The 25,614-nt window shown below is 68.0% G+C and carries 19 protein-coding genes; 14 read left to right on the top strand and 5 right to left on the bottom strand.

What is annotated here, in order from left to right; all coding sequences use genetic code 11:
- Window positions 1-661: 661 nt before the first annotated feature.
- Window positions 662-1,126, bottom strand: coding sequence for an NUDIX hydrolase (locus NS4_RS17210; protein WP_063060541.1), 465 nt, complete (start codon window positions 1,124-1,126; stop codon window positions 662-664).
- Between the two features lie 122 nt (window positions 1,127-1,248).
- Here NS4_RS17210 and NS4_RS34050 point away from each other — a divergent pair, with 122 nt between their 5' ends.
- The 5 genes from NS4_RS34050 (at window position 1,249) to speD (ending at window position 5,512) form a co-directional block, all read left to right on the top strand.
- A complete protein-coding gene (locus NS4_RS34050; protein ID WP_501193451.1) occupies window positions 1,249-1,332 on the top strand; it encodes a hypothetical protein in 84 nt (27 codons plus the stop codon).
- A gap of 173 nt (window positions 1,333-1,505) precedes the next feature.
- Window positions 1,506-1,640 carry a hypothetical protein gene (locus NS4_RS34045; protein WP_501193450.1) on the top strand — a complete coding sequence of 45 codons (135 nt, stop codon included), beginning with the start codon at window positions 1,506-1,508 and terminating at the stop codon, window positions 1,638-1,640.
- A gap of 112 nt (window positions 1,641-1,752) precedes the next feature.
- Window positions 1,753-3,129, top strand: coding sequence for an aspartate aminotransferase family protein (locus NS4_RS17195; protein ID WP_063060540.1), 1,377 nt, complete (start codon window positions 1,753-1,755; stop codon window positions 3,127-3,129).
- 23 nt (window positions 3,130-3,152) lie between these two features.
- Window positions 3,153-4,271, top strand: a complete 1,119-nt coding sequence (locus tag NS4_RS17190) for a type III PLP-dependent enzyme (RefSeq protein WP_369690216.1) — start codon at window positions 3,153-3,155, stop codon at window positions 4,269-4,271.
- Window positions 4,272-4,285: 14 nt separating this feature from the next.
- Window positions 4,286-5,512, top strand: a complete 1,227-nt coding sequence (speD, locus tag NS4_RS17185; protein ID WP_063060538.1) for an adenosylmethionine decarboxylase — start codon at window positions 4,286-4,288, stop codon at window positions 5,510-5,512.
- A gap of 237 nt (window positions 5,513-5,749) precedes the next feature.
- Here speD and NS4_RS17180 read toward each other — a convergent pair whose 3' ends face one another.
- Complete coding sequence (locus NS4_RS17180) at window positions 5,750-6,100, bottom strand: winged helix-turn-helix transcriptional regulator (protein ID WP_063060537.1); 351 nt, start codon at window positions 6,098-6,100, stop codon at window positions 5,750-5,752.
- 118 nt (window positions 6,101-6,218) lie between these two features.
- On the opposite strand from NS4_RS17180, the gene NS4_RS17175 reads away from it, so the two are divergent.
- The 3 genes from NS4_RS17175 (at window position 6,219) to NS4_RS17165 (ending at window position 8,542) form a co-directional block, all read left to right on the top strand.
- A complete protein-coding gene (locus NS4_RS17175; RefSeq protein WP_063060536.1) occupies window positions 6,219-7,349 on the top strand; it encodes an oxidoreductase in 1,131 nt (376 codons plus the stop codon).
- A gap of 4 nt (window positions 7,350-7,353) precedes the next feature.
- A complete protein-coding gene (locus tag NS4_RS17170; RefSeq protein WP_063060535.1) occupies window positions 7,354-7,848 on the top strand; it encodes an NUDIX domain-containing protein in 495 nt (164 codons plus the stop codon).
- Between the two features lie 94 nt (window positions 7,849-7,942).
- The gene (locus tag NS4_RS17165) at window positions 7,943-8,542 is read left to right on the top strand and encodes a hypothetical protein (RefSeq protein ID WP_245665466.1); all 600 of its coding nucleotides are present in this window, start codon (window positions 7,943-7,945) and stop codon (window positions 8,540-8,542) included.
- A gap of 13 nt (window positions 8,543-8,555) precedes the next feature.
- Here the strand turns inward: NS4_RS17165 and NS4_RS17160 are convergent, their stop codons facing one another.
- The 3 genes from NS4_RS17160 to NS4_RS17150 all read right to left on the bottom strand — a co-directional run bounded on the left by NS4_RS17160 (window position 8,556) and on the right by NS4_RS17150 (window position 11,150).
- On the bottom strand, window positions 8,556-9,299 hold the full coding sequence (locus NS4_RS17160; protein ID WP_063060534.1) for a CPBP family intramembrane glutamic endopeptidase: 744 nt from the start codon (window positions 9,297-9,299) through the stop codon (window positions 8,556-8,558).
- Window positions 9,300-9,425: 126 nt separating this feature from the next.
- Window positions 9,426-10,379: an RluA family pseudouridine synthase gene (locus NS4_RS17155; RefSeq protein ID WP_063060554.1), complete on the bottom strand. Its 954-nt coding sequence runs from the start codon at window positions 10,377-10,379 to the stop codon at window positions 9,426-9,428.
- A 63-nt stretch (window positions 10,380-10,442) separates the two neighbouring features.
- Window positions 10,443-11,150, bottom strand: a complete 708-nt coding sequence (locus NS4_RS17150; RefSeq protein ID WP_063060533.1) for a siderophore-interacting protein — start codon at window positions 11,148-11,150, stop codon at window positions 10,443-10,445.
- A 508-nt stretch (window positions 11,151-11,658) separates the two neighbouring features.
- Between NS4_RS17150 and NS4_RS17145 the strand changes: the two genes are divergently transcribed.
- From NS4_RS17145 to NS4_RS17120, 6 genes are all read left to right on the top strand, one after another.
- Window positions 11,659-12,711, top strand: a complete 1,053-nt coding sequence (locus NS4_RS17145; protein ID WP_063060532.1) for an AMP-binding protein — start codon at window positions 11,659-11,661, stop codon at window positions 12,709-12,711.
- A 560-nt stretch (window positions 12,712-13,271) separates the two neighbouring features.
- The gene (locus tag NS4_RS17140; RefSeq protein ID WP_063060531.1) at window positions 13,272-14,570 is read left to right on the top strand and encodes a SidA/IucD/PvdA family monooxygenase; all 1,299 of its coding nucleotides are present in this window, start codon (window positions 13,272-13,274) and stop codon (window positions 14,568-14,570) included.
- A gap of 53 nt (window positions 14,571-14,623) precedes the next feature.
- The gene (locus NS4_RS17135; RefSeq protein WP_063060530.1) at window positions 14,624-15,565 is read left to right on the top strand and encodes a methionyl-tRNA formyltransferase; all 942 of its coding nucleotides are present in this window, start codon (window positions 14,624-14,626) and stop codon (window positions 15,563-15,565) included.
- Between the two features lie 67 nt (window positions 15,566-15,632).
- Window positions 15,633-20,087, top strand: a complete 4,455-nt coding sequence (locus NS4_RS17130) for a non-ribosomal peptide synthetase (RefSeq protein ID WP_063060529.1) — start codon at window positions 15,633-15,635, stop codon at window positions 20,085-20,087.
- Between the two features lie 140 nt (window positions 20,088-20,227).
- Window positions 20,228-21,979: a condensation domain-containing protein gene (locus NS4_RS17125; protein WP_063060528.1), complete on the top strand. Its 1,752-nt coding sequence runs from the start codon at window positions 20,228-20,230 to the stop codon at window positions 21,977-21,979.
- 199 nt (window positions 21,980-22,178) lie between these two features.
- On the top strand, window positions 22,179-25,613 hold the full coding sequence (locus NS4_RS17120; protein WP_063060527.1) for a non-ribosomal peptide synthetase: 3,435 nt from the start codon (window positions 22,179-22,181) through the stop codon (window positions 25,611-25,613).
- Window position 25,614 lies beyond the last annotated feature (1 nt).

Raw genomic sequence — 25,614 nt, 5'->3', positions numbered from 1 at the left:
GCCCCGGCGGCTTCGGGTGCTACGTCCAGAGCATAGTGACTCAGGGCGCTCGCGTCTGTGCCTATAACGTGAACAAGTTCCAGAGGATTCGGTGTTTGTGTATTTGATTGGTTTATATCGAAACGTATATCCACGCGGGCGGATTTTCTGCTGATTCAGCGCCGAGTTGAACTAGTCGTTGCGTCCCATCCGCTTGTTCACTGAATCACGCTTTGCAACGAAATCGAGCCAGAAGACTCCTGGGTGGCCACGACAGTAAGCTTCCGTACTGAATAAGCTTACGATATCTACGTGACTCTTCCGGTCGTGTTCCGAATGTAGATGCGATGCAAAAGGCTCAAGAACCTCGGCGGTGAGTTTGAGGCCGATGCTGACAGTCAGTGTGTCGTTATCTCGCTGGTTTCTGGGTATGCTAGAGCTATCGAGCGAGACTTCTCCAATAGTAGAAATTCGTTGTAACCTGGTGCGGAATCTCGATACGATCTCCGTCATGGCATGCAGGGTGTTCGACTTGCCGAGATTTTTTTTCGACAACTAGATGGATGTTGTCCATTGGCCCAATTAACTCGATAGATCGGCTCCCGAAACTTTTGTAACCCTTTATGCCAAAGCCTGCAAAATTCTCCAAAGTGCGATTTCCTCCCGATCTGGTCGTTTTCTGTTAGTGATTGATGGTGGCCGGCGTCGATTTCCACCCGATTTCGCTGAATGCCTCGCTGTTTTCGGCGTCGAGAAAGGTGCGAATGCCGGCCGCGGGATAGGCGATGAGGTTGTCGGGAAGTTGATCGACGGGGAACCAGCGAACGTCGCTGCACTTGTCGGGTTCCTGGTTGACCGGTTCTCCGGTCCACTCGGAGGCTTCGAAGAAGACGCCGAGCCGGGGTTCGGGGCCGGAGTTTGCGACGTGGGCGGCGTGGACGAACCGCAAGTGGGCGGGGTCAATGATGACGCCGACTTCTTCTTTCGCCTCGCGGGCGGCGGCAGCGGTCAACGGTTCCCCGGCGTCGACTTTGCCGGAGGGCAGGTGCCACTCTCCGTCGAAGGCGCCGCCACGTCGTTGGGTGAGCAGCAACTGTTGGTCGCGGGTGAGCAGGATGTGAACGTCGATAACGTGGCGGTCGACCACGGTGATAGTCCTTCCTGGTTGCCGGAGGTTGGCGGTGACGCTATCGGGACTGCCTGGGTATCGCATCTTGGACGATATCGAGCGCATGGAAAGGTGGGATCCAGGCGCTGGAGCCGGCGTATGTGACCAACCGGCAGATCGAGTCGGCGCGTATCGCGATGACCCGCCACATCGAGCGTGGCGGCAAGATCTGGTTCAACATCTAACCCGGATCGTCCGCTCACCAAGAAGCCGGCCGAAACCCGAATGGGTTCCGGCAAGGGTTCGCCGGAGTGGTGGGTCGCGAACGTCAAGCCCGGTCGCGTGATGTTCGAGATGAGTTACCCCAACGAGGAGATCGGCGCACGACGAGAACGAGATCGCCGGTGTCGGCGATCTCGTGCAGCTGATCGAGACCCGGCCCACGTCGGCCACCAAGCGGTGGCGGCTGGTCGAGGTCCTGGAGAAGGCCTGGGCGGGATTCAACATGTACCGGAAATTGCATGGGGGTGTCGGACGCGTAGCCCGAATATAGGGTTTTCCCTACGGCTCCCGGCATTGACCGCCAGGTCTCGCATTGCCTACTTTCATGTGGTTCCTACGTTGCGCGAGGCGGGGCGATGCCCGGCCGAAAATTTTGCAGGACAATGACTTTGACTATTCATGATCGCCCCGGAGTCAGCGCCGTCTCCGACCACCTCTGGATGCATTTCACTCGGCTCGCTTCCAAGGACGCATCGGACACAGCGGTGATCGTGCGGGGTGAGGGGCCCTACGTTTTCGATGTCACCGGCCGTCGCTACCTCGACGGGCTCTCCGGGCTCTTCGTGGTGCAGGTCGGGCACGGCCGGCCCGAGCTCGCCGAGGCCGCCGCACGCCAAGCGAGTGAACTGGCGTACTTTCCGCTCTGGTCGTATGCGCACACACCGGCGATCGAGCTGGCCACCAGGCTCGCGAGCATGGCACCCGGCGACCTGAACCGCGTCTTCTTCACCACGGGGGGCTCCGAAGCCGTCGAGACGGCGTGGAAGCTGGCCCGAGCCTACTATCGGCGCACCGGCCGCCCGCAGAAGTACAAGGCGCTGTCCCGTTACGATTCGTATCACGGCGCGACGATGGGCGCGCTGTCGATAACCGGACTTCCCGATGCACGCATCGATTTCGAGCCGCTCGTCCCCGCTGTCGTTCGCGTGCCCAACACAAACTACTACCGGCGCGCCGACCGAAGCCTCGATCCCGTCGGCTTCGGATTATGGGCTGCCGATTCGATCGCCGAGGCCATCGAGCAGGAGGGGCCAGAGACCGTCGCGGCCGTCTTCATCGAACCGGTGCAGAATTCGGGGGGTTGTATTCCGCCCCCTCCTGGTTACCTTCAGCGGGTCCGGGAAATCTGTGACCATTACGACGTGTTACTCGTTTCGGACGAGGTGATATGTGGATTCGGGCGGCTGGGAGCGGACTTCGGGGCGCTTCGCTACGATTTCCGACCGGACATCATCACCTGCGCCAAAGGTCTGACCTCCGGATACGCTCAACTCGGAGCGATGATCGCCCATGAGCGCTTGGCCGAGCCCTTCTCGACCGGAGACGACCTGTTCGCTCACGGATTGACGTTCGGAGGGCACCCGGTGGCGGCCGCCGTGGCGCTGGCCAATCTCGACATAATCGAGAAAGAGCAGCTCAATAGCCACGTCGAGGCGAACAGTAGCGTCTTCCGGTCCTATCTCGACCGCCTCGGGGATCTCCCTCTCGTAGGCGATATCAGAGGCGATGGATACTTTTTCGGAATCGAACTGGTCAAGGACAAGAAGAGTCGTGAAACGTTCAGCACCGAGGAGAAGGAGCGGGTGCTGCGGGGATACGTTTCGAAAGCACTGTTCGACGGTGGACTCTATTGCCGGGCGGACGACCGTAGCGATCCGATAATCCAGCTGGCCCCGCCGCTGATCTGCGACGAGAACCACTTCGCGGAAATGGAAGAGATCCTGCGAGCGGTGCTCAGCGAGGCTGCGAACCTATTGTGAAAAAGATCGGGACATATTCGAGCGTGGCATCCCCTTTGCCCGACTCGCCGTACCTGCTCATCGACCCGGAACAGGTGCGCGAGAACTATCGAAACCTCGATACCGCTCTGCTGCGGGCCGGACGGCGGGCGCGTATCCGGTTCGCCGTGAAGGCGAGTCCGGTGCCGGAGATCGTGCGTGTGCTCGAAACCGAAGGTGCCGAGTTCGACGTCGCGAGTATCGGGGAGATCCGGATGTGCCGCGAGCTCGGCGTCGACGACGAACGCCTCTATTACGGCAACCCGATCAAGAAGGCCGCCGATATCGCCGCCGCCCACGAGCTCGGGGTGCGCCGATTCGCCTTCGACACCGAGGACGACCTGTCGCGTATCGCCGAATACGCGCCCGGCGCACAGGTCGAATGCCGGTTCCTGGCCGCCGTGCCGGAATCACGCACGCCGTTCGGCACCAAGTTCGGTTGCTCACCGGACGAGGTGACGCGGTTGCTTGTCCGCGCCCTCGATCTCGATCTCACGGTCGCGGGCCCGTATTTCCACGTGGGTTCGCAACAGCTGGACCCGGCTGCGTGGCGGATCGGCATCGAGCAGGCCGCCGACATTGTGAAAAGTCTGGCCGGTGAAGGGGTGCCGGTCGCCTCGGTGAACATCGGCGGTGGCCTCCCGGTCTCCTACATCGACTCGGCCCCGAGCCTGGACGAGATCGCCGAGGTCGCGGTCGGCGCGGCCATGGAGTGGCTCCCCGACACTGTCGACCTGGTGGTCGAACCCGGCCGGGCTCTGGTCGCCACGGCCGGAGTGGTGCACGCCGAGGTGGTCGGAGTGCGGATCGCGCCGGACGGGCGACGCTGGGTATACCTCGACATCGGCCGCTACAACGGTATGGCCGAGACCGAAAACGAGTACATCGCGTACCGTTTCGTCACCGATCGGGACGACGACCCCCGCGAGGAGGCGGTGGTGGCCGGGCCGACCTGCGATGGAGACGACGTACTGTACCAACGCACGCGGGTCCTTCTACCGACCACTTTGCGGGCCGGCGATCGTGTCCGGATTCTCGACACCGGTGCCTATACCGCGAGTTATTCGTCAGTGTCTTTCAATGGTTTTCCGCCCTTGACCGTGCATGTCCTGGGCGCCGAGTGAGAGTGAGTTTGTCCATGACGGCGGAATTCACCGGCTGGCACGTGCTGGCCGAGTTCGGTGGTGTCGACGCAGATCTCTGCAACGACCTCGGGCGGCTCGAAAAGGCATTGCGAGAATCGCTGGTGGGCGCTGGTATCACCATCTGCGACATGGTGCACAAACAGTTCACCCCGCAGGGCGTGACCGTGCTGGCGCTGCTGTCGGAATCGCATGCCTCGATCCACACCTACCCCGAATCCGGCGATATCTTCGTCGACGTGTTCACCTGCGGCAACAGTGGCAGCGGGGGTGGCGGCCCCGAAATGGCCGTGGAGTTGCTCCGACAGTCTCTGTCGCCCACAGAAGTGCGCATGTCCACGATGCGCAGGGGCCGGGCGGGTCACCGAGTCGAGGAGCCGGTCGGTCCGGGTCTGACCCGGACGTGGGACCTGACCGAGGTGCTGGTGGACACCCGCACCGAGTTCCAGCATCTGGTCATCGCACGGACCGGGCAGGGTATCGGCCTGTTCTCCGACAACGACCGGCAGTCCACCGAGTTCTCCCAGCTCACCTACCACGAGGCGATGATGGTACCGGCCTTCGTACTGGCCGAGAAGCTGGACAATGTGCTCATTATCGGATCCGGTGAGGGCGTGGCCTCCCAGATGTCGGTCGCGGCCGGCGCCACCCGGGTCGATCATGTCGATATCGACCGGATCGCGGTGCAGTTGTGTGCCGAGTATCTGCCCTATGGGTACACCACCGACGAACTGGCGGCGGCCGTCGAGGGCACCGGCCCGGTCCGGATGTACTACGCCGACGGCTGGGACTTCCTGACCGAGGCCGCCGCGGAGGGGGTGCGTTACGACGTCATCGTGATCGACCTGCCGGACGAGCGGACGGAGGACTCCCAGCACAACCGGCTCTACGAGGTGGAGTTCCTGCAGCGATGTCGTGCCCTGCTCGCCCCCGGCGGTGTTCTCGCTGCCCAGGCCGGCTGCGCGACCATGTGGCGCAACGAGACGCTGAAGCGCTCCTGGCAGCGGTTCCACGAACAGTTCGGCACGGTGGTTCACTACGGCAGCGACGAGCACGAATGGTCTTTCTTGTTCGGCCTGGTCGATATCGTCGCCGATCCGGTGCCCCGGATGATCGACCGCCTCGAGCTGATTCCCTACAAGGCCGGCACGCTCGACGGTCCCGCGCTCGTGCGTGGCGCGATCGAGCCGTACGCGTTGCGGGGTGCGCACGCATCGCCGTAGGCCAGGGTGGATTCAGGCGGTCGTGATCAGGCTGCGCCGGTCGCTGGAGGCCGGCGCGCCGGTCGACGAGGAGAGATCCTCGCCCGGTCGCTCCTCGCATGGGTCGACACGAAGAATCCGCGCGGACAGGGATGCGAACCGACAATCGCTGTCCAGATGTGCGCGAGTGCGTCGACGTCGCGCTCGTCGGTATCACCGAGTGCGTGCAGGAGCCGGCGCACGCCCGATATCGCGTGCTCAGCGATCCGTTCCCGATGGCGTGGTGCCGACTGTGCGGCGTCGGTATTGTTCGCCCCACGATCCGAGCAACCCGGCCACCGGCCGCAGGCTCACGCCGAGTTCGGTGAGGTCGTATTCCACCCTCGGCGGTACTTCGGCGTAGACCGTGCGGCTGACCAATCCGTCGGCTTCCAGTTCGCGGAGCTGGCGGGTGAGCATGCGCTGGGTGATGGTGGGCATGGCGCGGCGGAGTTCGCCGAAGCGCAGGGTTCCGTCGAAGAGATGGTTGACGATCGCCATCTTCCATTTGCCGCCGACCACTTCCATCGCGGCTTCGACGGTGCAGTATTCCGGTACGTCCTCGCGCATGTGACCTCCATAGGTATACGAAATGTGCCTACCGCACAGAAAAGACCGTACTTGTACCAAGGGCGGGTAGCGCGGAATCTGTTCCCGAAGCGGTTTCCGGCTAGTGCGAGGAGTTCCAGTGACCATCCATCCCGTTCTGTCCGAGGTGCGGATCGGCGCGCTGAGGTTGCGTAATCGGGCGGCCGTGGCGCCCATGTCGCGGGTGAGTACCGCGGGTGACGGCGTGCCCACGGACACCATGGCCGAGTACTACACGGAGTTCGCCGCGGGTGGGTTCGGGCTGATCACCACGGAGGGAACCTATATCGACGCGGAGTTCAGCCAGACCTACCCCGACCAGCCGGGAATCGTGACCGAGCGCCAGATCGAAGCGTGGCGGGTGGTCACCGACGCGGTACACGCGGCGGGTGGGGTGATCGCCCTGCAGTTGATGCACGCCGGTGCGCTCATGCAGGGCAATCGTCACAGTGACCGCAGTATCGCGCCATCGGCGGTGCAGCCGTTGGGAGCCAAGATGGCGGCGTACGGCGGTGAAGGTCCGTTCGCGATGCCCGAGGCGGCGACCCACGCGGATATCCGCCGGATCGTGGGTGGGTTCGGCGCGGCGGCCGGGCGTGCCCGGGAGGCCGGGTTCGACGCGGTGGAAATCCACGGCGCGAACGGGTATCTCATCGACCAGTTCCTCACTGCCTACGCCAATCAGCGGGATGACGAGTACGGCGGCGACGCGGCGGGCCGGGTGCGGTTCGCGGTGGAGGTGGTCCAGGCGGTACGGGCGGCGGTGGGACCGGAGTTCCCGGTGGGGCTGCGGCTCTCCCAGACCAAGGTCAACGATTTCGGCTACCGGTGGTCCGGGGCAGGGGAGGCCGAGACGATCTTCCGCGCGGTCGGTACGGCGGGGATCGACTATCTGCACCTCGCGAGTGAGGGCCGGGACTGGTACGACACCGCAGTCCTGGACTCCGGCGAGACCATTACCCGGCTGGCCCGGGCGATCACGGGGCTGCCCGTGATCGCCAACGGCGGTATGCACGGTCCCGAACTCGCGCGGACGGTACTCGAGGAAGGGCACGCGGATCTGGTGGCGCTCGGGCGCGGCGCGCTCGCGAACCCGGATTGGCCGCGGGTGATCGAGGCGGGGGACCGGCCGGCCGAGTTCGACCGCGCAATGCTCGATCCCGTGGTGACGCTCGCTGGTCAGCGCTCCTGGGCTCGAGCGCGGCGCGGACAGGTTTCTGTGGTCCGATAGCACAGTGGCGACGACCGACGGGACGGACACGTGGACGCAGGCCCGGCTGGCGGCCGGTGCGCTGTTCGTGCGCGCCGGCACCGGGAGCGACGAGGTGCTGCTGGTGCACAAGACGTACGGCATCGGCTGGGATATTCCGGGCGGTTATGTAGAACCGGGCGAGTCTCCGGCACAGGCCTGCCGGCGGGAGGTCGCCGAGGAACTCGGGATCGACCGAGCGCCCGGCCGGTTACTGGTGCACGATTGGGCGCCGAACCCCGGGGAGGGGGACAAGGTCCTCTATGTGTTCGACGGCGGCCGACTCGACGATCGAGACATCGTGTTGCAGACGGCGGAGCTCGACAGCTGGGAGTGGGTCCGGGCGGACCTGCTGGAAGAGCGTGTAGTGGCGCGGCTGAGCCGTCGGCTACGGTGTGCCCTCGTCGCTCGGGCGCGCGAAGTGAGCCTGTATCTGGAGCGGGGCGCGGTCGCGCCGGAGGCAGCCTTGCCGTCGAGGTGAGCGCTGTTCACCATGTGTGTTCCGACACCCGAAATGTGATATAGGGGAGGGCGGTTGACGTACCCGGGACCCCCAGCGCTACGGTGTACGAGCTATGAGGGACGCTGCGACAACGATTTCGGGGGCCTGGCGGATCGACGACGGTACAGCGGTGACCTTCCGCGATGCCGCGGTGGCCTGGGCGATGGCCGCGCACGAGGTGCTGGCCGAGACGGCGACGGAGTACGGATACTTCGTCACCGTGCAGGAACTCGCCGAGCGGGTGCAGGAGATGTCGGGGGTGCACACCGATGCGCCGACCCGCACCTGGATGGACGCGATCCTGCGCAAAGTCGCCCGCCGCTGCCACAACGCGGGCGAGCCGCCGCTCACGGCCCTGTGTGTGAAACGCAATCTGAAGGTCAGCGACAGTTACAAGTACGTGCTGGAGCTGGCGGCGCTACCGGTGCCGGCCGATATCGAGACCCACGCCGCGTACGCGCGCTGGGCCTGCTACGCGGCCCACGGTGCCGATGTGCCCGCCGACGGCGGTACCCCGCCGCTCATCCCGCGCGGTGGTAGCGCGCGGCGGACGGTGGCCACCACCACCCGGACCGCCACGGCCGCGCACAAACCGGAAACCGGGGCCCGCGCGGTGGTCTGCTCCAGCTGTTTCATCCAGCTTCCGGCCACCGGTATCTGCGAACACTGCTGACGGCGCGGCGGACTCACGCCAGGGTCGTATGCCAGAGGAGCGCGGCGGTCAGTGCGCCGGCGCCGTTGACCGCCCAGTGCAGGGCGATCGGTGCCAGCAGGCTGCCGCTGCGGTGCCGCAGCCAGGTGAACACCACCGCTGCGGCAGCGGTCGCGGCGACGGCGATCAGCACGCCGGCGATCTGGCCGAGCGGCCCGCCGCCGACCAGTTCGGCCAGGCCGCGGTTCCCGGCGGTCAGACCCAGGGACGAGGCGATATGCCAGAGCCCGAAGAGCAGCGACCCGGCCGCGAAGACGCCGCGGGCGCCCCACGCCCGATCGAGGGTGCCGTGCAGGACACCGCGGAAGGCGAGTTCCTCGGGGATGACGGTCTGCAACGGGATCACGATCATCGAGGCGATGAGCGCGCCGGAGATGGTGGCGTAGCGATCGGCCAGGAAGAACGGACGGGTCAGCGGAAGTGCGGCCCCGATGACCACCGCCGCCAGTACCACCCCGACCGCACCGAGCGCGTATTTGGTTCCCGTCCGCCAGTACCGGGGAGACAGACCCAGCTCCGACCAGTGCAGCCCGCGCCGGCGCATGAGTCCCAGCAGCACCAGGGCGGCGACCGGCACGCTCACGATGTTCGCCCACGCGGTGGTGAAATGGGCGATCAGATTGGTGCCGGTGAGCACCACCACGACGACCGCCACATCGGCATAGGCGTGGACTCTGGGGCGCGGAGCAGCTGTTTCCTCGGTAACCGGGTGGAGCATTCGGCCCAGTGTACGGACGGGCCTGCAGCACGCGACGCGGGCTCGAACACGGCGAGGCGGGGCCGGGCGAGATCGGGCGGTCGATGCCGTTCGGAGCGAGTGGGTGCCCCCGGTATGCCCGGATGTTCAGGATCCGGGGTAGGTCTGCGCGCCCTCGGCCCAGCCCTGTGGATCGGTCCAGGCCTGGAGGCCGCGTCCGCTGTCGAAGCGCCTGTTCTCGCCGGTCACCGGGTCGGTGAATGCGAGGGTGGCGGCCAGTAGCTGGAGTGGGCGGGTGAAGTCGTCGACGGATTTGTCGGTGATCGCCGGATAGAAATCGTCGCCGAGAATGGGGATACCCAGTGAGTTCATGTGCAGGCGCAACTGGTGGGTGCGTCCGGTCGCGGGGTGCAGCCGGTAGCGGGCGATATCGTCGCGCCGCTCGATGAGCTCGATCCGGGTGCGCGCGTTGGGCGGGCCGGCCACCTCCTGGGCGGCCAGGACGTGCTTCTCCTTGACGATGCGGCTTTCCAGGGACAGTGGGAAGGTCAGGTCGCTTCGGTATCCGGCCACGGCCTCGTACTCTTTGCGTACCCGCTGCCGCTGGAACAGCGTCTGGTAGGCGCCGCGGCGGGCGGGGTCCACGACGAACAGCACCAGACCGGCCGTGGCGCGGTCCAGACGATGCGCGGGGATCAGGTCGGGCAGGTCGAGTTCACGGCGCAAACGGACCAGGGCGGTCTGCAGGATATGACTGCCACGCGGAATGGTCGCCAGGAAATGCGGTTTGTCGGCGACCAGGATGGTGTCGTCGCGGTAGACGACCGGCAGGTCGAAGGGCACCGGTTTCTCGTCGGGCAGATCGCGATGGAACCAGACCGCGCCCCCGGGCACGTAGGGCGCGTCGGGCATGAGCGGCCCCGCCAGATCGACGATCTCACCGGCATGCAGCATTTCGTCGATGCGCCCGGGATCGACTCGGGGCAGCCGATGGACCAGATGGTCGCGCACGGTCGCCCAGTCGCCCTCCTCGGGCAGCCGCAACCGGGCAGGGTCCAGCCCGAATCGCTTGGGTAGCGGCGGCTGCTGCCTTCTTCTCACCGGTCGCAGCATAGTCCGCGTGGCCGGGGCGCCGGCCGGACCGCCCGCGGTGGGTGACGGCGGTTACTTCCAGTAGCCCTGGGCTTTGATCTGCGCTTTCGGCAGTGAGTGGGTGGTCCGCAGGCTCTTCACGATGGCGCGGGTGCTGGCCGTATCGCACGCGACCCAGGCGAAGGCGTCCCGGCCGACGGTGAGCTGTTCGGCCTGTTCGCGCATGGCGCGGCCGTCGTCGATGCGCTGCACCCAGGTGACCTCGTGATGGGGCTTGTTGCGGACCGGCAGGCCGGTATCCGATTCGTACTGCCATTCCAGCCAGACGCGGGCCGGTACGTCGCCGATCGATTCGAGCAGTGTGTTGATCGCCGGCAGGGAGGCGGAATCGCCGAAGATCACGTACTCGCCGGGCGCGGTCGCGGGCAGTTCGAATCTGGAACCGAGGACAGAGGTTTCGATGACATCGCCGACCTGCGCGCGTTCGGCCCACTGGCTGGCCGGTCCGCTGTGCACGGCGAACTCGATGTGGAAGTGGTCGTTGTCCGGGTCCTGGTCGATGAGGGTGTAACCGCGGTGGTGCAGTTTGTCGGTCTCGGCGTCGGGAATCCACAGCCGGATGAACTGCGTGGGATGCACGGGGTGATCGGCCAGTAGCCCCCCGGCGGTGAAACCGATGCGGATGTAGTTGTCGGTGATCCGCTCCGTGGAGGTGACGGTCAGCCGGTAGTCGTCGGCCCGCCAGACCTTCAGTATTACGCCATTACTGCCTCTTCCCATGGAGGTTAGCTTAACCTAAGTTTTCGGCGTGATCAGCGCTTCACGCAGCGTGCCGGGATGGGCGGTGGCCTACCGGCCGGCCGTCATCGCGCATGTCGATCGGATCCGCTGCCGGGGCGACGGCGGTCGCATTGGCGAAAACCGGTACCGATGTCGAACAGCTGGGGCTCGGCGCCGCTTACGCCCACTTCTGGAGTGGGCGATCCCGGGCCGGAGACCGGTGGCCGAAATGGACTGCCGGATAGGCGATTCGGGTGCGGGGGCGCGGGGCGGGCTCCTGGGCGTGTCCGTGCGAGCCGGCCCGGAATAGTGTGTTAGCTTAGCCTAAACAATTCTTTTTCCAATTACGGCAGTGCGTGGTCTGGAGAATCGCACTCTCGCACTGTAAGGTAACCCTAAGCTTATGCGTGACAGTGGTTCGGCCGAGGCCGTACCGAGCAGTACAGGAGGCCAGGTGACCGGACCGTTCGCAGTCGCCGCCTTCGCTGCCCGTAGCAGGAGGTGACTGATGACCGTCGTCGACGATATCAGGAGTGTCGTATCGCCGGCAGTGACCGGCCCGACGGGCGTCGAGCGCGAGCGAATTCTCGGGGAGTGGGCCGCGGGCGTCGAACCCTATGACGTATCCGCGCTGGTCACCGTGATCCGGCACGGTCATATGGTCCCCTCGGCCCGATCGGCGGCCCGCTGTGCGGACGAGCAGCTCACCTACGGCGATCTCTTCGACGGCCTCGATCGGTTCCGCGGTGTGCACCGCTGCTCTGCGGTACCCACCGCAACCGGCGTCGCCGCGCTACTGACCGAATTCGTCACCGCCGCCCGGGTCGGCGTCGGTCGCTTCGGCCGAGCCGGCCTGTTGCTGGGGGCCGATGCTCTCGCGGTAGCCGTCGCCGACCGTCGTTGTGTGGCCGCGGACCGACGGCTGCGCCGATTCGATCCGGCGGCCCGGCCCGCGGATGTGCGCCTGCTCGCGCTGCCGTGGGGCGATCCGCAGAACGCGGTGGACCTGCTGGCGGCATGGTCGGCCGGGGCGTCGGTGGTGGTGCCGACCGAGACCCAGCGTCGGGACCCGGCCCTGCTGGCCGGGCTGATCGAAACCCACGGGGTCACCCAGGTCGTCGCCGACGCCGAACTGCCGGTGCTGCTGATGGCCGAAGGGGTGGACCGGTTGCCGACCGTGGCCCGCTGGGATCTCGTCGGTACCTACGGCGGCTCGGCACTGGCCGAAGCGGTGCGCTGTCTGTCGCCGGAGGCCGTGGCCACCGTCGCGTTCCATTCGGTCGCCTATCTCGGGGCGGTCTCGCGAGGGCCGCTCGCGCCGACCGGCTGGACCCGGCCCGTACCGGGGGCGAAGGTGCTGCCGCTCGACGAGGGCCGGTTGGTGCCGCCCGGTGTGGTGGGCGATATCCATGTGGGTGGGCGCGCGCTCGCGGCCGAGCTGGCCGACGGCCGCGACCGCGAATGTTTCGTGGCCGATCCCTTCGATCCCGGGGCCCGGTTGTTCCGGACATCGCACCGCGGTTGGTGGACCCCGGAGGGTCGGCTGATCATCGAATCGTGATCGGTTCGGCTACTGCCGGATCGACTGCGCCACCGCGGGTGTCGCAGAGTGCGGGCCGATCGCGCCGGGTTGCGGCACAGAGTGTTTCGCCGGACCGGTCGGTTCCGCTCCTGGGCCGGCGGCGGTCCGGACTCTTCCGTTGCCTGTCGGACCGGATACGGTGCCAGGGAATGGGCGGTGCGCCGTGCCGGAGCCGTCCCGGTATTGCCCGGTGGAGCGCCTTTCTCGCGATTCCGGACGTGTTCCCGCTCGGTCGCAATGGTCCGATGCATGCGCCGATCTGCTCGGTGCCGGGTGCGGGATGGGCTTGACGCGATCACGGCGCGAGCCGGCGGCGTGAGCCCGGGTCGATCGGCGTGCACGGCAGGGGTGCCGGTCGGATACATGTGCCCGGACCTGCGGGTTCGCGAATTCCTGGACTTACCCGGCCGTTTCGCGGGCTGATCCATGTAAGGTAAGCCTATGCGAAGTCGGGTGGATCGGATCGTGTCCGCGCGCGATCGCCACCACGCCGGATGAGGCGCGACGCCATTGGGTTGTCGGGATAGTTGGGAGAACCAGTGGACAGACTTCTGGTCGTCGGTGCGGGTCCGAAAGCCATGGCGGTGGCAGCCAAAGCGTATGTGCTGCGGGAGCTGGGGTTGCCCGCGCCGCGGGTCACCGTCGTGGAACCGCATGCGGTGGGCGGGAACTGGCTGGCCGCGGGTGGCTGGACCGACGGCAGGCACCGATTGGGTACCAGTCCGGAGAAGGATATCGGTTTCCCCTACCACTCGACCTGGGCGCGCGGGCACAACCACGCGGTCAACGAGGCCATGATGGCGTTCGGGTGGACGGCTTTCCTGGTCGAGCGCGGGACCTATGCCGAATGGGTGGACCGGGGCCGGCCCAGCCCGGAACACAATCTGTGGGCGAAATATCTGCAGTGGGTGGCGCGCCGGTCCGGCGTCGAGATCGTGCGCGGCCGGGTGCGGACCGTTCGCGCCGACGGCGCGGTCTGGCGGGTCACGGTGTCCGATGCCGAGGGTGCCGCGGTGGAGACCGAAGCCGACCGGCTGATGATCACCGGCCCGGGTGACAGCCGGCGCGCACTGGCGCAGCATCCGAAAGTGCTGAGTATCGCCGATTTCTGGGATCTGGCCGGGCGGCGGCAGCTGCCGGTGTCCTCGCGGGCCGCGGTGATCGGCGGCGGCGAGACCGCCGGATCGGCCATGGACGAACTCGTCCGCCACGATGTACTGACCGTTTCGGTGATCTCGCCCGGGGCGACCATCTACACACGTGGCGAGAGTTATTTCGAGAATTCCTTGTTCAGCGACCCCGCGAAATGGCGGGCACTGAGTATCGCCGAACGCCGGGATGTGGTGCGGCGTACCGACCGCGGGGTGTTCTCGGTGCGGGTACAGGAATCGCTGCTCGCGGACAATCGGGTGCATCACCTGCAGGGCCGGGTGGTGCGGGTGGCCGATCAGGGTGACGGCGTCGCGCTGACGCTGCGCAACGAGTCCCGGCCCGATCAGCTGCACGCCTTCGATCTGGTCGTGGACGCGACGGGTGGGCAACCGCTGTGGTTCCTGGACCTTTTCGACGAGGAAGCCGCCGATCTGCTGGAGCTCGCCGTCGGGGGCCCGCTCACGCAGGCCAGGATCGAGGCGGCGATCGATCACGATCTGTCGGTGAACGGATTGCCGGCGAAGTTGTACCTGCCGAATCTGGCCGGTCTGGCGCAGGGGCCGGGCTTTCCGAATCTCAGCTGCCTGGGCGAGCTTTCGGACCGGATCCTGGCGAACTCGCCCGCGACGGTGTCCGTATCCGGTGTGCCGGGCGTGCGGGCGGGTAGCCAACCGGCGAGTCTCTGAAACTAGGCTAGGCTTGCCTTACTTTTTCGGCTATATGAGGATGAGGTTGGTTCATGCGTATCGTCTCGTTCGGGTTCCAGACCTGGGGGCGAAAGACTCTGCAGGCGCTGATCGACTCCGAGCACGAGGTCGTGCTCGCGGTCACCCACCCCGCCAGTGAAGACTCCTACAAGGGGATCTGGTCGGATTCGGTGGAAGAACTCGCCCGCGAACACGGTATCCCCGTACATCTGACCGAACGGGCCGACGCCGAGACCATCGACCTGGTCAAACGCGCCGAACCGGATGTCATCGTGGTGAACAGCTGGTACACCTGGATGCCGCCGGAGCTGTACAACATGCCCACCCACGGCACCCTCAACCTGCACGATTCGCTGCTACCGGAATTCACCGGTTTCTCGCCGGTGCTGTGGGCGCTGATCAGCGGCGCCTCCGAATTCGGTCTGACGGTGCACCGGATGGACGAGCAACTCGACACCGGCGATATCCTCGTGCAGCATTCGCTGCCCATCGGTCCCCGCGCCACGGGTACCGAGTTGGTGCTGGCCGGTATGGAACTCATCCCCGGCGCGGTGCACGAGGCGCTGGAAGCGCTCGCCTCCGGCACCGCGCAGTGGCGGCCGCAGGACAAAGCCGCGCGCACCTACTTCCACAAGCGCTCCGACCGCGACAGCCGTATCGATTGGGCTTGGTCCGCGGTGGATCTGGAGCGATTCGTCCGGGCCCTGTCGGCGCCGTATCCGCGGGCGTTCAGCCACTACCGGGGCGAGCGGATCGAGGTACTGGCGGCCGAGGTGTCCGCGGCCCGCTACGGCGGTACCCCGGGCCGGGTCATCGTGCAGGAGAACGGCGGTGTCGTGGTGTGCGGACCCGAGGCCCATCGCGGTGGCAACCACGGCCTGCTGATCACCCGGGTCCGTACCGCTGACGGAACCGAACACCGCGGCGCCGAATTCTTCCGGCGCGGTGGCTATCTGACCGACACACCGGAATGACCCGGTCCCGTCGGCGCACCCGCGCCGGCCGCACGGAAGCAAACCAGTTCACGGGCCGAAGGGAATCATGTCGATCATCACAGGCGACGCCGATCACGAGGCCCGTCAGGTCGAATCCGTCCCCGCCGGACCGGCGGCGCCGCGGCGGCCGCTGTCGGCCGGGCAACGCCGCGCCTGGTACCTGCAGGCTCGCGATCCCGAGGACAGCACGCTGAACGTCCCGGTGGTGTACCGGATGCGCGGCGCCCTCGACATCGAACGACTCTGCGCGGCACTGGAATCGATCGTCGAACGTCAGGACGTGCTGCGCACCACCTACGGGCTGGGCGCCGACGGTGAGCCTTACGGGGTGGTGCGCGCGGATCTGCCCTTCCAGTGGCAGGAACACGATCTGACCGTACTGGCCGAGGAAGCCGCCCGCCGCCGGGTCGAGGTGCTGACGCGGCGCGCGCTGGCCCGGCCCTTCGACCTGGCCGGTGAGGCGCCGCTGCGGATAACGCTGATCCGCAGGGGCGGACAGGATCACCTACTGCTGCTGGTGGCGCACACCATCGCCTGGGACGATGTGTCGGCATCCGTTTTCGCCGCCGAGCTGACCGCGGAGTACAACGGTGGCGCGCCGCCGGCCCGGCCCGCGCAGCGACCGGCCGGGACGGACGTGGACGGCGACGGTATGCAGTACTGGCGCCGGACGTTGCACCCGCTGCCCGAACCGCTGGAACTACCGGGTAAACCCGCCGTGCGGGCCACGGGTACGGATACCGTCGCGCACATCTCGGTTCCGCTGCCCCCCGACCTCATCGGCCGGGTACGGGCGACCGCGGCCGCACACGAGGTCGACGACAACGCGGTGCTGCTCGCCGCGTTCGCCGCACTGATCCATCGCTATACGGCCACCGACGATTTCCTGATCGCCGTCCCCGCCGATCTGCGCGGTCCGCGCGACACCGGCTCGATCGGATACTTCGGCAACACCGTGCTCGTCCGGGCCGTGCCGCGACCGGCGGATACCTTCGCCGAGTTCCTGCGCCGGATCGCCGGCACGGTGGCAGCGGGCCACGATCATCGGCATATCGGTATCGACCGAGTGGTCCACGCGCTCAACCCCGACCGCACCGGCGCACGGGACGGCTTGGAGCAGATGGCCCGGGTCGGTTTCGGGGTGCGCCCGCCGATCGCGCTCCCGGACCTCGACAGTGTCACCACCACACTGGAAACCTTCGGCTCGCCGGTCGCGCCGGTTCCGCTGCGAGTGACGGCGGTGCTCGATCCGCGGCAGCCGCGAGTGCAAGCCGATCACCGGGTCGCCCATCTGGACGGGCGACTGGCCGGACAGATGCTCGCGCACTACATCCAGTTGCTCGGCAGCGTCACGGAGAATCCGCGGGTCCGGCTGGGCGAGGTCGACATCTTCGGCCCGGAGGGCCGGACCCGGTTGCTCGCGCGATCACACGGTGAACTGGTCCCGGCCGCGGCCGCGACTCTGGTATCGCTGTTCGAGGACCGGGCCGCGCGCGCCGATACCGCCACCGCGGTGGTGGCGCCCGGCACGGACGGCGTCCCCGACCTCGAGCTGACCTATGCCGAGCTGAACATCCGCGCGAACCGCCTGGCCCGCTGGTTCGCCGGGCGGGGGATCGGGACCGAGGATCTGGTCGCCCTGCGTATCGCCAACTCCGCCGAATTCGTGGTGGCGGTGCTGGCGGTGCTGAAGGCGGGCGCCGCCTATCTCCCCATCGACCCGTCCTACCCGGACAAGCGCATCGACTTCCTCGATGCCGACGCCCGGCCGCGGCTGGTGCTCGGCCGGGAAGAGCTGGCGGCCGCGGAGGAGGATGCCGGGGAGCTGGCGGGCCACGACCTCGGCGACGCCGAACGCGTGCGGCCGTTGCGCCCCGGCAACCTGGCCTATGTCATCTACACCTCGGGTTCGACCGGGAACCCGAAGGGTGTCGAGGTCTCGCACGCCGCGATCGCCGACCATCTGATCGGGTTCGCCGCCGAATGGGATATGACCGCGGCCGACCGGCTGTTGCAGACCTCGTCGGTGAGTTTCGACGCCTCCCTGCTCGATATCTTCGTGACCCTGTCGCTCGGCGCCTGTCTGGTGGTGCCCGAACCCGACGCGCTACGCGATATCCCCTATGTGTCGGACCTGATCACCCGGCACGGGGTAACCGTCCTGCACATGGTGCCGTCGTTGCTGAGCACCTTCCTGATGTTGCCGGAGGTGACCGAATGGCGTGCGCTGCGCCGTGTCCCGGTCGGCGGTGAGGCGCTGCTCGGGGAGGTGGCCGACCGGTTCGCCGGCGTCTTCGACGCCGAACTGCGCAACCACTACGGGCCGACCGAGGGCGTGGTCTCGGCCACTCACCTCACGGTGCGGGGGCCGCAGGGCACCCGGATCGTGCCGGTCGGGGTGCCCAACCGCAATGTGTACGTCTACCTGCTCGACCACCGGCTGCAGCTGGTTCCCGACGGGGTCATCGGCGAGATCTACCTCGGCGGCGGGCAGCTGGCCCGCGGCTATCTGCACCGCTGCGCGCTGACCGCCGAGCGGTTCGTGGCCGATCCCTTCCTGCCCGGACAGCGGCTGTACCGGACCGGCGACCTGGCGCGGCGCAATACCGCCGGTGAGCTCGAATTCGTCGGTCGCGCCGACGAACAGGTCAAGGTGCGCGGCTACCGTATCGAATCGGGCGAGGTGCAGGCGGCATTGTCCGCGCATCCCGGTGTCGGCGCCTGCGCTGTGGTGGCCTACCAGGACCCGGCGACGGGTACCGCGTTGGCCGCCTACCTGGTACCCGCCGTGGGTGAACTGGACGTGTCCGAGGTCCGGGCGTACGCGGCGCGCTCGCTGCCCGACTACATGCTGCCCACCGCCTGGTCGGTGCTCGACGAGATCCCGTTGACCGAACACGGCAAACTCGACAAACGGGCCCTGCCCGCGCCGCGGCGTATCGGGACCGCGGAGGTACGGCCGCCGGGTACGCCCACCGAGGCCCGGCTGGCCGCCCTGTTCGAAGAGCTCTTCGGGTGCGAGGGGGTCGGCGCGCACGATTCGTTCTTCGAGCTGGGTGGGCATTCGCTGCTGGCGAACCGCCTGGTGCTGTGGCTGCGGCAGGAATTCGGTGTCGCGGTCGATGTCCGGGCGCTGTTCGACGCGCCGACCGTGGCCGGCCTGGCGGCTCTCGTGGATGCCACCCCGGTGCGCGGGACCGGCCGTCCCGGATTGGACCGCAGGCCCCGGCCCGAGCGGATCCCGCTGTCCTACAACCAGCGCGCGGCCGCCGGGCCCGGTGTGGTCCGGTGTGTGGTGCGCTTGGAGGGCCCACTGGACACTGCCGCGCTGACCGAGGCATTCGGTGATGTGTACGCCCGGTACGAGATCCTGCGCACTGTGGTCGCCGGTGCCGGTGCCGCGGGTTACCAGGTGGTGCTGCCGGAGCTGCCGGCCGAACTACCCGTCGCCGAACTCACCGAGACCGGCTTGGCCGATGTTCTCGCCGCACCGGTGGTATTCGATCGGGCGGTGGGTCCGCTGGTGCGGCCGCAGCTGTTCGCGCTCGGCGCCGACCGGCGGGTACTCGTGCTCACCGCCGACCGTCTGGTGGCCGACGACCGGTCGCTGCGCATCGTGCTGACCGATCTGGCCACGGCGTATCGCAGCCGGGTCGGAGCCGGGACGGCACCGCGATGGCAGGGGCCGGCGATCGATTACGCCGACTACACCCTGTGGCAGCTGGCCGTCGCCGAATCGGCCGGGCCGCAGCTGGAACAGTGGCGCGCCGCGCTCGCCGGGTTGCCCGCCGTGGTGGCTTCCGGCGCGCCGGAAGAGGTCCGGTCGGCCGAGTTCGAGGTACCCGCGGGGCTGCGCCGCCGTTTACGGGCCCACGCCGAAACGGTGGGGGCCTCGGAATACATGCTCTATCAGGCCGTGGTGGCCGCCCTGCTGTACGGCCAGGGCGCGGGAGTGGATATCGCACTGGGCGCGCCGCTGTCGGGCCGGGCCGACAGTACGGTGGCCGAAGTGGTCGGGCCGCTGTCCGCGGCGGTGGTGCTGCGTCACGATCTGTCGGGTGATCCGACCCTGCGCACGGTGCTCGACCGGGCGCGGGTGACCGCGCTCGGGATATACGGCAGTCACGACATGGTGGTCGACGGGATCGCCGCCGCCGTCCATCCGGGCCGATCCCCGTACGACCTGTGCCGGGCTGTGGTCGATTTCGGCGAGCAGTCGTGGCCGGACCGGGTCTGGCTGGGTGACGAGGTGGAAGGCCGGATATCGGACACCGGTGCCGAACCCGTGCATCGGCTGGTTTTCGCGTTCGATGCCACGGTCACGGGTGATCTGCGGGTGACCGTGCGAACCGTCGCGCGGTGGTACGACGCGGACGGGGTGGAATCGCTCGCGCTCAGGCTTCGGCACCTGCTCACGGCCTTCGTCGACGCGCCGGATGTCCCGCTGTCGGAGACGCTTGCGGGGCACCACGACCCCCGGATGAATGCCGGCGCCGTCTGACTCCGATGTGTTCCGGATTATGACGTGAAGTCTCCACAACGCTTCCGGCATCGTTTAGGATAGGCTAACTTACCTCGGCGGGGCGCCGACACCGCTGTTCGTGCCCCTCGGGGTTTCGATCAGTGAGTTCGAGGATCGCAATGCCAGATTCGCTTGTGCAGCAACCGGTTACGCGGGAAGCCACCGGGCCCGGCCCGGGGTCCGGGCGGGCCGGAGGGCGCACGGTGCCGTTGTCGCTGTCGCAACAGGCGGCGCTGCTACCCGAACGCCTGCACGGTCCGGCCGGTCGGGGCGGGTCGCCGGTGCCGAATCTGTTCCTCGCGGTCGAGATCACCGGCGCACTGGATGCCGATGCGCTCGAGCGCGCGGCGGCGGCCCTGCTCGACGACCACGAGATCCTGCGCAGCGTGTTCCCCGACGACCGGCGCATGCCCTATCAAAAGCTGTTGCCCGCTGCGGAATCGGTGCTGGAGATCGTGCCGGGTACGATCGACGAGGCCGCGCTGGTCACGGCCCTCGCCGGAGACGCCGGGCACCGTTTCGATCCGGTACGGCGGATCCCGCTGCGGATGCGGCTGTACCGGCTCGCGGCACGCGATGTCCTCACTGTCGCCGTGCATCCGGTCGCGGCGGACGACCGCGCGCTGGATCTGATCGTCGCCGGTCTGTTCGCGCGCTGTACCGGTGAACCCGTGCCGGTCGCCGGGCAGTACCGCGATTTCGCCGCCGCCCAGCTGCGTAATCTCGCCGCGACCGCGGCGGACGACCCGGCGCTGGCCTATTGGAGCGAGCGGCTCTCCGATGCTCCCGGGCGGACACCCGTCATCACCGTCGGGGCGGGCGGCGGTCTCGCGCATCGCACGGTGGAGCTGCCCGCGGAGACAGTCGCGGCGCTGGCCGTTCCCGGTGCACCGAGCGCGCCGCTGCTCGCGCTGGCGGCCGCCGCCCTGCGTGGTGCCGGGCTCGGCGACGATATCGTCGTCGGACTCGCCGATCCGGCGCGCACCGCGGAATCGGTGCGGGTGATCGGTAATTTCACCAACTATCTGGCGATACGGCTGGACGCCGCGAGCGGGACCGCGCGCGAATCGATCGACCGGGCGGCCGCGGCCGTCGCGGCGGCATACGAATACGCGGGTCCGCGAATAGAACGGCTGACCCATCTGCTGCGCGGCCACGCGGTTCCGGCCGAGGGCGGCCTGTTCCAGGCTCTGGTCCGATTCCGCACCGAAGGAGCGCTGGCGCTGGAGGGGCACGGGTTGTCCGTCCGTGAGATCGGGCGGCAGGTGGCGCGCCCCTACGGTGTGGACATCGTCTTCGATATCGTCCCGGCGGCCGACGGTTCCGCCGCGGTGCACATCGTCTTCCCGCCGCAGCTGGCCGGGCGGCCCGAGATCGATGGATTCGCCGCCGGATTCGCGCAGCGGGCCGCCGTCTGGGCCGCGGATCCCGAGACCCAGATCGGTGTCGACGACGCGGCGTCCGCCCTGTTCGCCGCGGCGACTACGGGGTTGGTATTCATGACCTCCGGCCTGGGTGGCCCGCCGCAGTCGGACGCCGAACGGGTGATCGCCGAGGCGATCCGCACAGTGCTCGACCTGGACGAAGAAGACGAGATCGGCCGGGAGGACACCTTCTTCTCGCTCGGCGGCGACAGTATCGCGGCACTGCGTATGGTGACCGATCTGGCCGAGCGGGGGTACGCGCTGGATGTGCAGACCGTATTCGCCCACCCGGCGGTCCACGATCTGGCGCGGCAGCTCGAGTGGGACGAGACCCGCGCCGGCGCCGGTGCGGACGTGGAACAGGCGCCGGCTGTGGCGCCGATGGGCGCGTCGGGTCTGGACGCGGCGACCTTGAGCGCGCTGGGAAAGAAGTTCGGCGCCAGGTGAGTGATCCCGGGTGATCACGCCCGGGGGCTCGCGGTAGTTCGGGTGCCGGTTCTAGACCGGTGTCCTGCCAGGTGAATCGGCCTTCCGGGTCGATGGCCGGGGCGGTGATCCGGAGGTTTCCCAGTATCGGGCATCTCCGCTATTGTTAGGCAAGGCTTGCCTACATTCTGTGCGCAGGTTCTTGTGGTTGAGGAGTGGGATGCTCGACAAATCCGAAGTACGCGATGTGGTGGCGGCAGCCATCGGCGTACCGCCCGAGTCCGTGGGCTACGACGACGATCTCGTCGGCCTGGGCATGCATTCGATGCAGCTCATGAAACTCGCGGCGGCCTGGCGCAAGCGGGGTTCGGACGTCCGGAGTTCGCAGCTGGCGCTGGAGCCGACGATCACCGCGTGGACCCGCCTGCTGGCGGCGGCCGAGGACACCGAACCCGCGGCACCCGCCGAACCGGCACCCGCCGAACCCGTCGAGCCGGCCGGTGAATTCGAGCTGGCGACCATGCAGCACGCCTATTGGATGGGCCGGCGCGGTGACCAGCGGCTCGGTGGAGTCGCCGCGCATCTCTACGCCGAATTCGACGGTCACGGCGTACAGGCGGACCGTCTCGAACGCGCGGTGGCCCGGCTGATCGCCCGCCACCCGCAGCTGCGCGCGCAGTTCCTCGACAGCGGCACCCAGCGGGTACTACCTGCCCCGCCGCCGGTCTTCGGTACGGCCGACCTGACCGGCCACGCCGACCCGGCCGCCGAACTGGAGCGGTTGCGCCGGTCCAAGAGTCACCAGCGGATGGAAGTCGACAAGGGGCAGGTGATCGATATAGCCCTGAGCCTGCTGCCGGGCGGGCGGCACCGGCTGCATCTGGACGTGGACATGCTCGCGGCGGATGCCCAGAGCTATCGGCGCATCCTCGACGACCTGGCATATCTCTACGAAACCGATTCCGACAGCCTCACGCCGCTCGGGTACACCTTCCGCGAATACCTCGCCGACACCGAACGCACCGCGCCGGACAACAGCGCCGATCGGCAGTGGTGGGCCGAGCGCCTGGACGATCTGCCGGATATCCCGGCACTGCCGGTGGTCCCGGAAACCGAGCGCGCCGACCCGACCCGTAGCATCCGGCTGCACCACTGGTTCGACGCCGGTACCAAGGCGCGGCTGCAGCGACACGCCTACGGCAACGGGGTCACCCCGGCGGTAGCGTTGGCGACCGTTTTCGCCGAGGTGATCGCGCGCTGGTCGGCCCGGCAGCGGTTCCTGCTCAACGTCCCGCTGTTCGCGCGCGAACCCCTGCACGACGAGATCGACTCCGTGGTGGGTGATTTCACCAACTCGGTGCTGGTGGACGTCGACGCCACCCGGCTCGAATCCATGGCCGCCCGGGCCGCCCGGCTGCAGCGGGCGCTGCACACCGGTGCCGCGCACGCCCGGTACGAGGGCCTGGACGTACTGCGCGACCTCGGCCGGCTGCGCGGAGCGCCGGTCACTCCTTCGGTGGTCTTCACCTCGGGCCTGGACCTCGGGGAACTGTTCTCCGAGCGGGTCACCCGGATCTTCGGGGAACCGGTGTGGATCCTGTCGCAGGGGCCCCAGGTCGATCTGGACGCGCAGGTCGCCGAGGTCGGCGGTGGCCTGCTGGTGAACTGGGACATCCGCCGCGACGCACTGCCCGAGGGGGTCGCGACCTCGATGTTCGAGCAGTTCCGGTCGATCCTCGAGACCCTGGTCGAACCGGTTGCCGACTGGTCGGCGCCGCTGGCGATCGCATTGCCGGAGGCACAGCGGGCGGTCCGGGCCGCGGCAAACGACACCGCTGTCGATTTCGGCGCGCGCACCCTGCACGGATCGTTCTTCGAACAGGCGGCGCGGGAGCCGGGGCGTCTCGCGCTCGCCTGGCGGGCGGACTCACTCACCTACGGAGAGCTGGCCGGACAGGCCTTGTCGGTGGCCGGCGCGCTGGACGCCGCCGGAGTACGGGCGGGCGATACCGTCGCGGTGCTCGTGCCCAAAGGGCCACGGCAGATCCCGGCAGTGCTGGGGGTGCTGGCGATCGGCGCGGCCTATCTTCCGATCGGAACCGGGCAACCGGCGGCGCGGCGCGACCGTATCCTGCGGCGCGGTGGAGCGCGAGTGGCGCTGGTGGACGGCGCCACCGACTTCCCGGACGAGGTGACCGCGCTTCCCCTGGATCGAGCGCTGTCCGGTGACCCGCTCGCGCGGCCCCGCGACTGCGACCCGGCCACGGTCGCCTATGTGCTGTTCACCTCCGGTTCCACCGGCGAGCCGAAGGGAGTGGAGGTCGGCCATCGAGCGGCGGCCAATACCGTCGATGCTATCGTCGCGCATTTCGGCCTCGGTCCCGGCGACCGGACGATCGCGCTGTCCTCGCTCGAATTCGACCTGTCCGTTTTCGATATCTTCGCCCCGCTCGCCCTCGGCGGTGCCGTGGTCTGTGTCGACGACGCCACCGAACGCGACGCCCAGGCGTGGAGCGCGCTGATCGAGCAGTACGCGGTCACTGTGGTGAACTGCGCGCCCGGTCTGGTCGCGATGCTGGCCGATACCGCCACCGCCGCTCAGCTGGCCGCGGTACGGCTGGTGATCACCGGCGGCGACCGGGTGCCGGCCGAACTCGGGCACCGGCTGCGTGCCCGGGTGCCGGGGCTGCGTTTCGCCGGGCTCGGCGGTACCACCGAAACCGCCATCCACTCCACCGTCTACGAGGTCACCGACGAATTCCCGGCCGGTCGGTCCACTGTGCCCTACGGTGCGCCACTGGCGAATGTCGTGCTGCGCGTGGTGAACGAGCGCGGTGAGGACTGTCCGGACTGGGTGCCGGGCGAGCTGTGGATCGGTGGAGTGAGCGTGGCCGAAGGCTACCGCGGCGACCCCGCCCGCACGGCCGACCGCTTCGTCGAACTGGACGCAACCCGCTGGTACCGCACCGGCGACCTGGCTCGCTACCTGCCCGACGGCACCGTGGAGTTTCTCGGCCGGGCCGACCATCAGGTCAAGATCCGTGGCTACCGGGTCGAACTCGGCGAAGTGGAAGCGGCGCTGGGTGCGCTGCCCGATATCCGCGCGGCCGTCGCGCTGGTCACCGATTCGGGGCGACTGGTCGCCGCCGCGGTCGCCGCCCCCGGCGCGGATCCCGTCGACCCGGTCGCCCGGCTCCGGGAGCTGCTGCCCGCGCAGATGATCCCCGAATCGGTCCGCCTGCTCGACGAGATGCCGCTGACCTCGAACGGGAAATCCGACCGCGCCGCGATTCGCGCGCTGTTCGCCGATGCCGATACCGGCCGCGGTGCCGCCTACGTCGAACCCGAGGGCGATATCGAGACGGCGGTGGCCTATATCGCGGCGAAGGTGCTCGGCCTGCCGCGGCTCGGGGCGGAAACCGATTTCTTCGACGCCGGCGGCAATTCGATTATGGCGACAACTCTCACCGCCAAGATCCGCGGTCTGCTCGCGGTCGCCGATTTCGGGGTCACGGTGGTGCTCCAGGCGCGGACGGTGCGCGGGATCAGCGCGGCGTTGCGCGCCGCCGACACCTCGGGCCGGCTGGAGCGGGTGGCGCGCATTCTGCTGGAAGTCGCCGCGGTCGGTGCCGCCGGCGATATGGAGGTCGCCTGAT

It is taken from the genome of Nocardia sienata NBRC 100364 (genome assembly GCF_001613205.1).
GTDB lineage: Bacteria > Actinomycetota > Actinomycetes > Mycobacteriales > Mycobacteriaceae > Nocardia > Nocardia sienata.
Note: the sequence above shows the minus strand (reverse complement) of the source record. Positions and strands in the feature narration are given on the sequence as shown.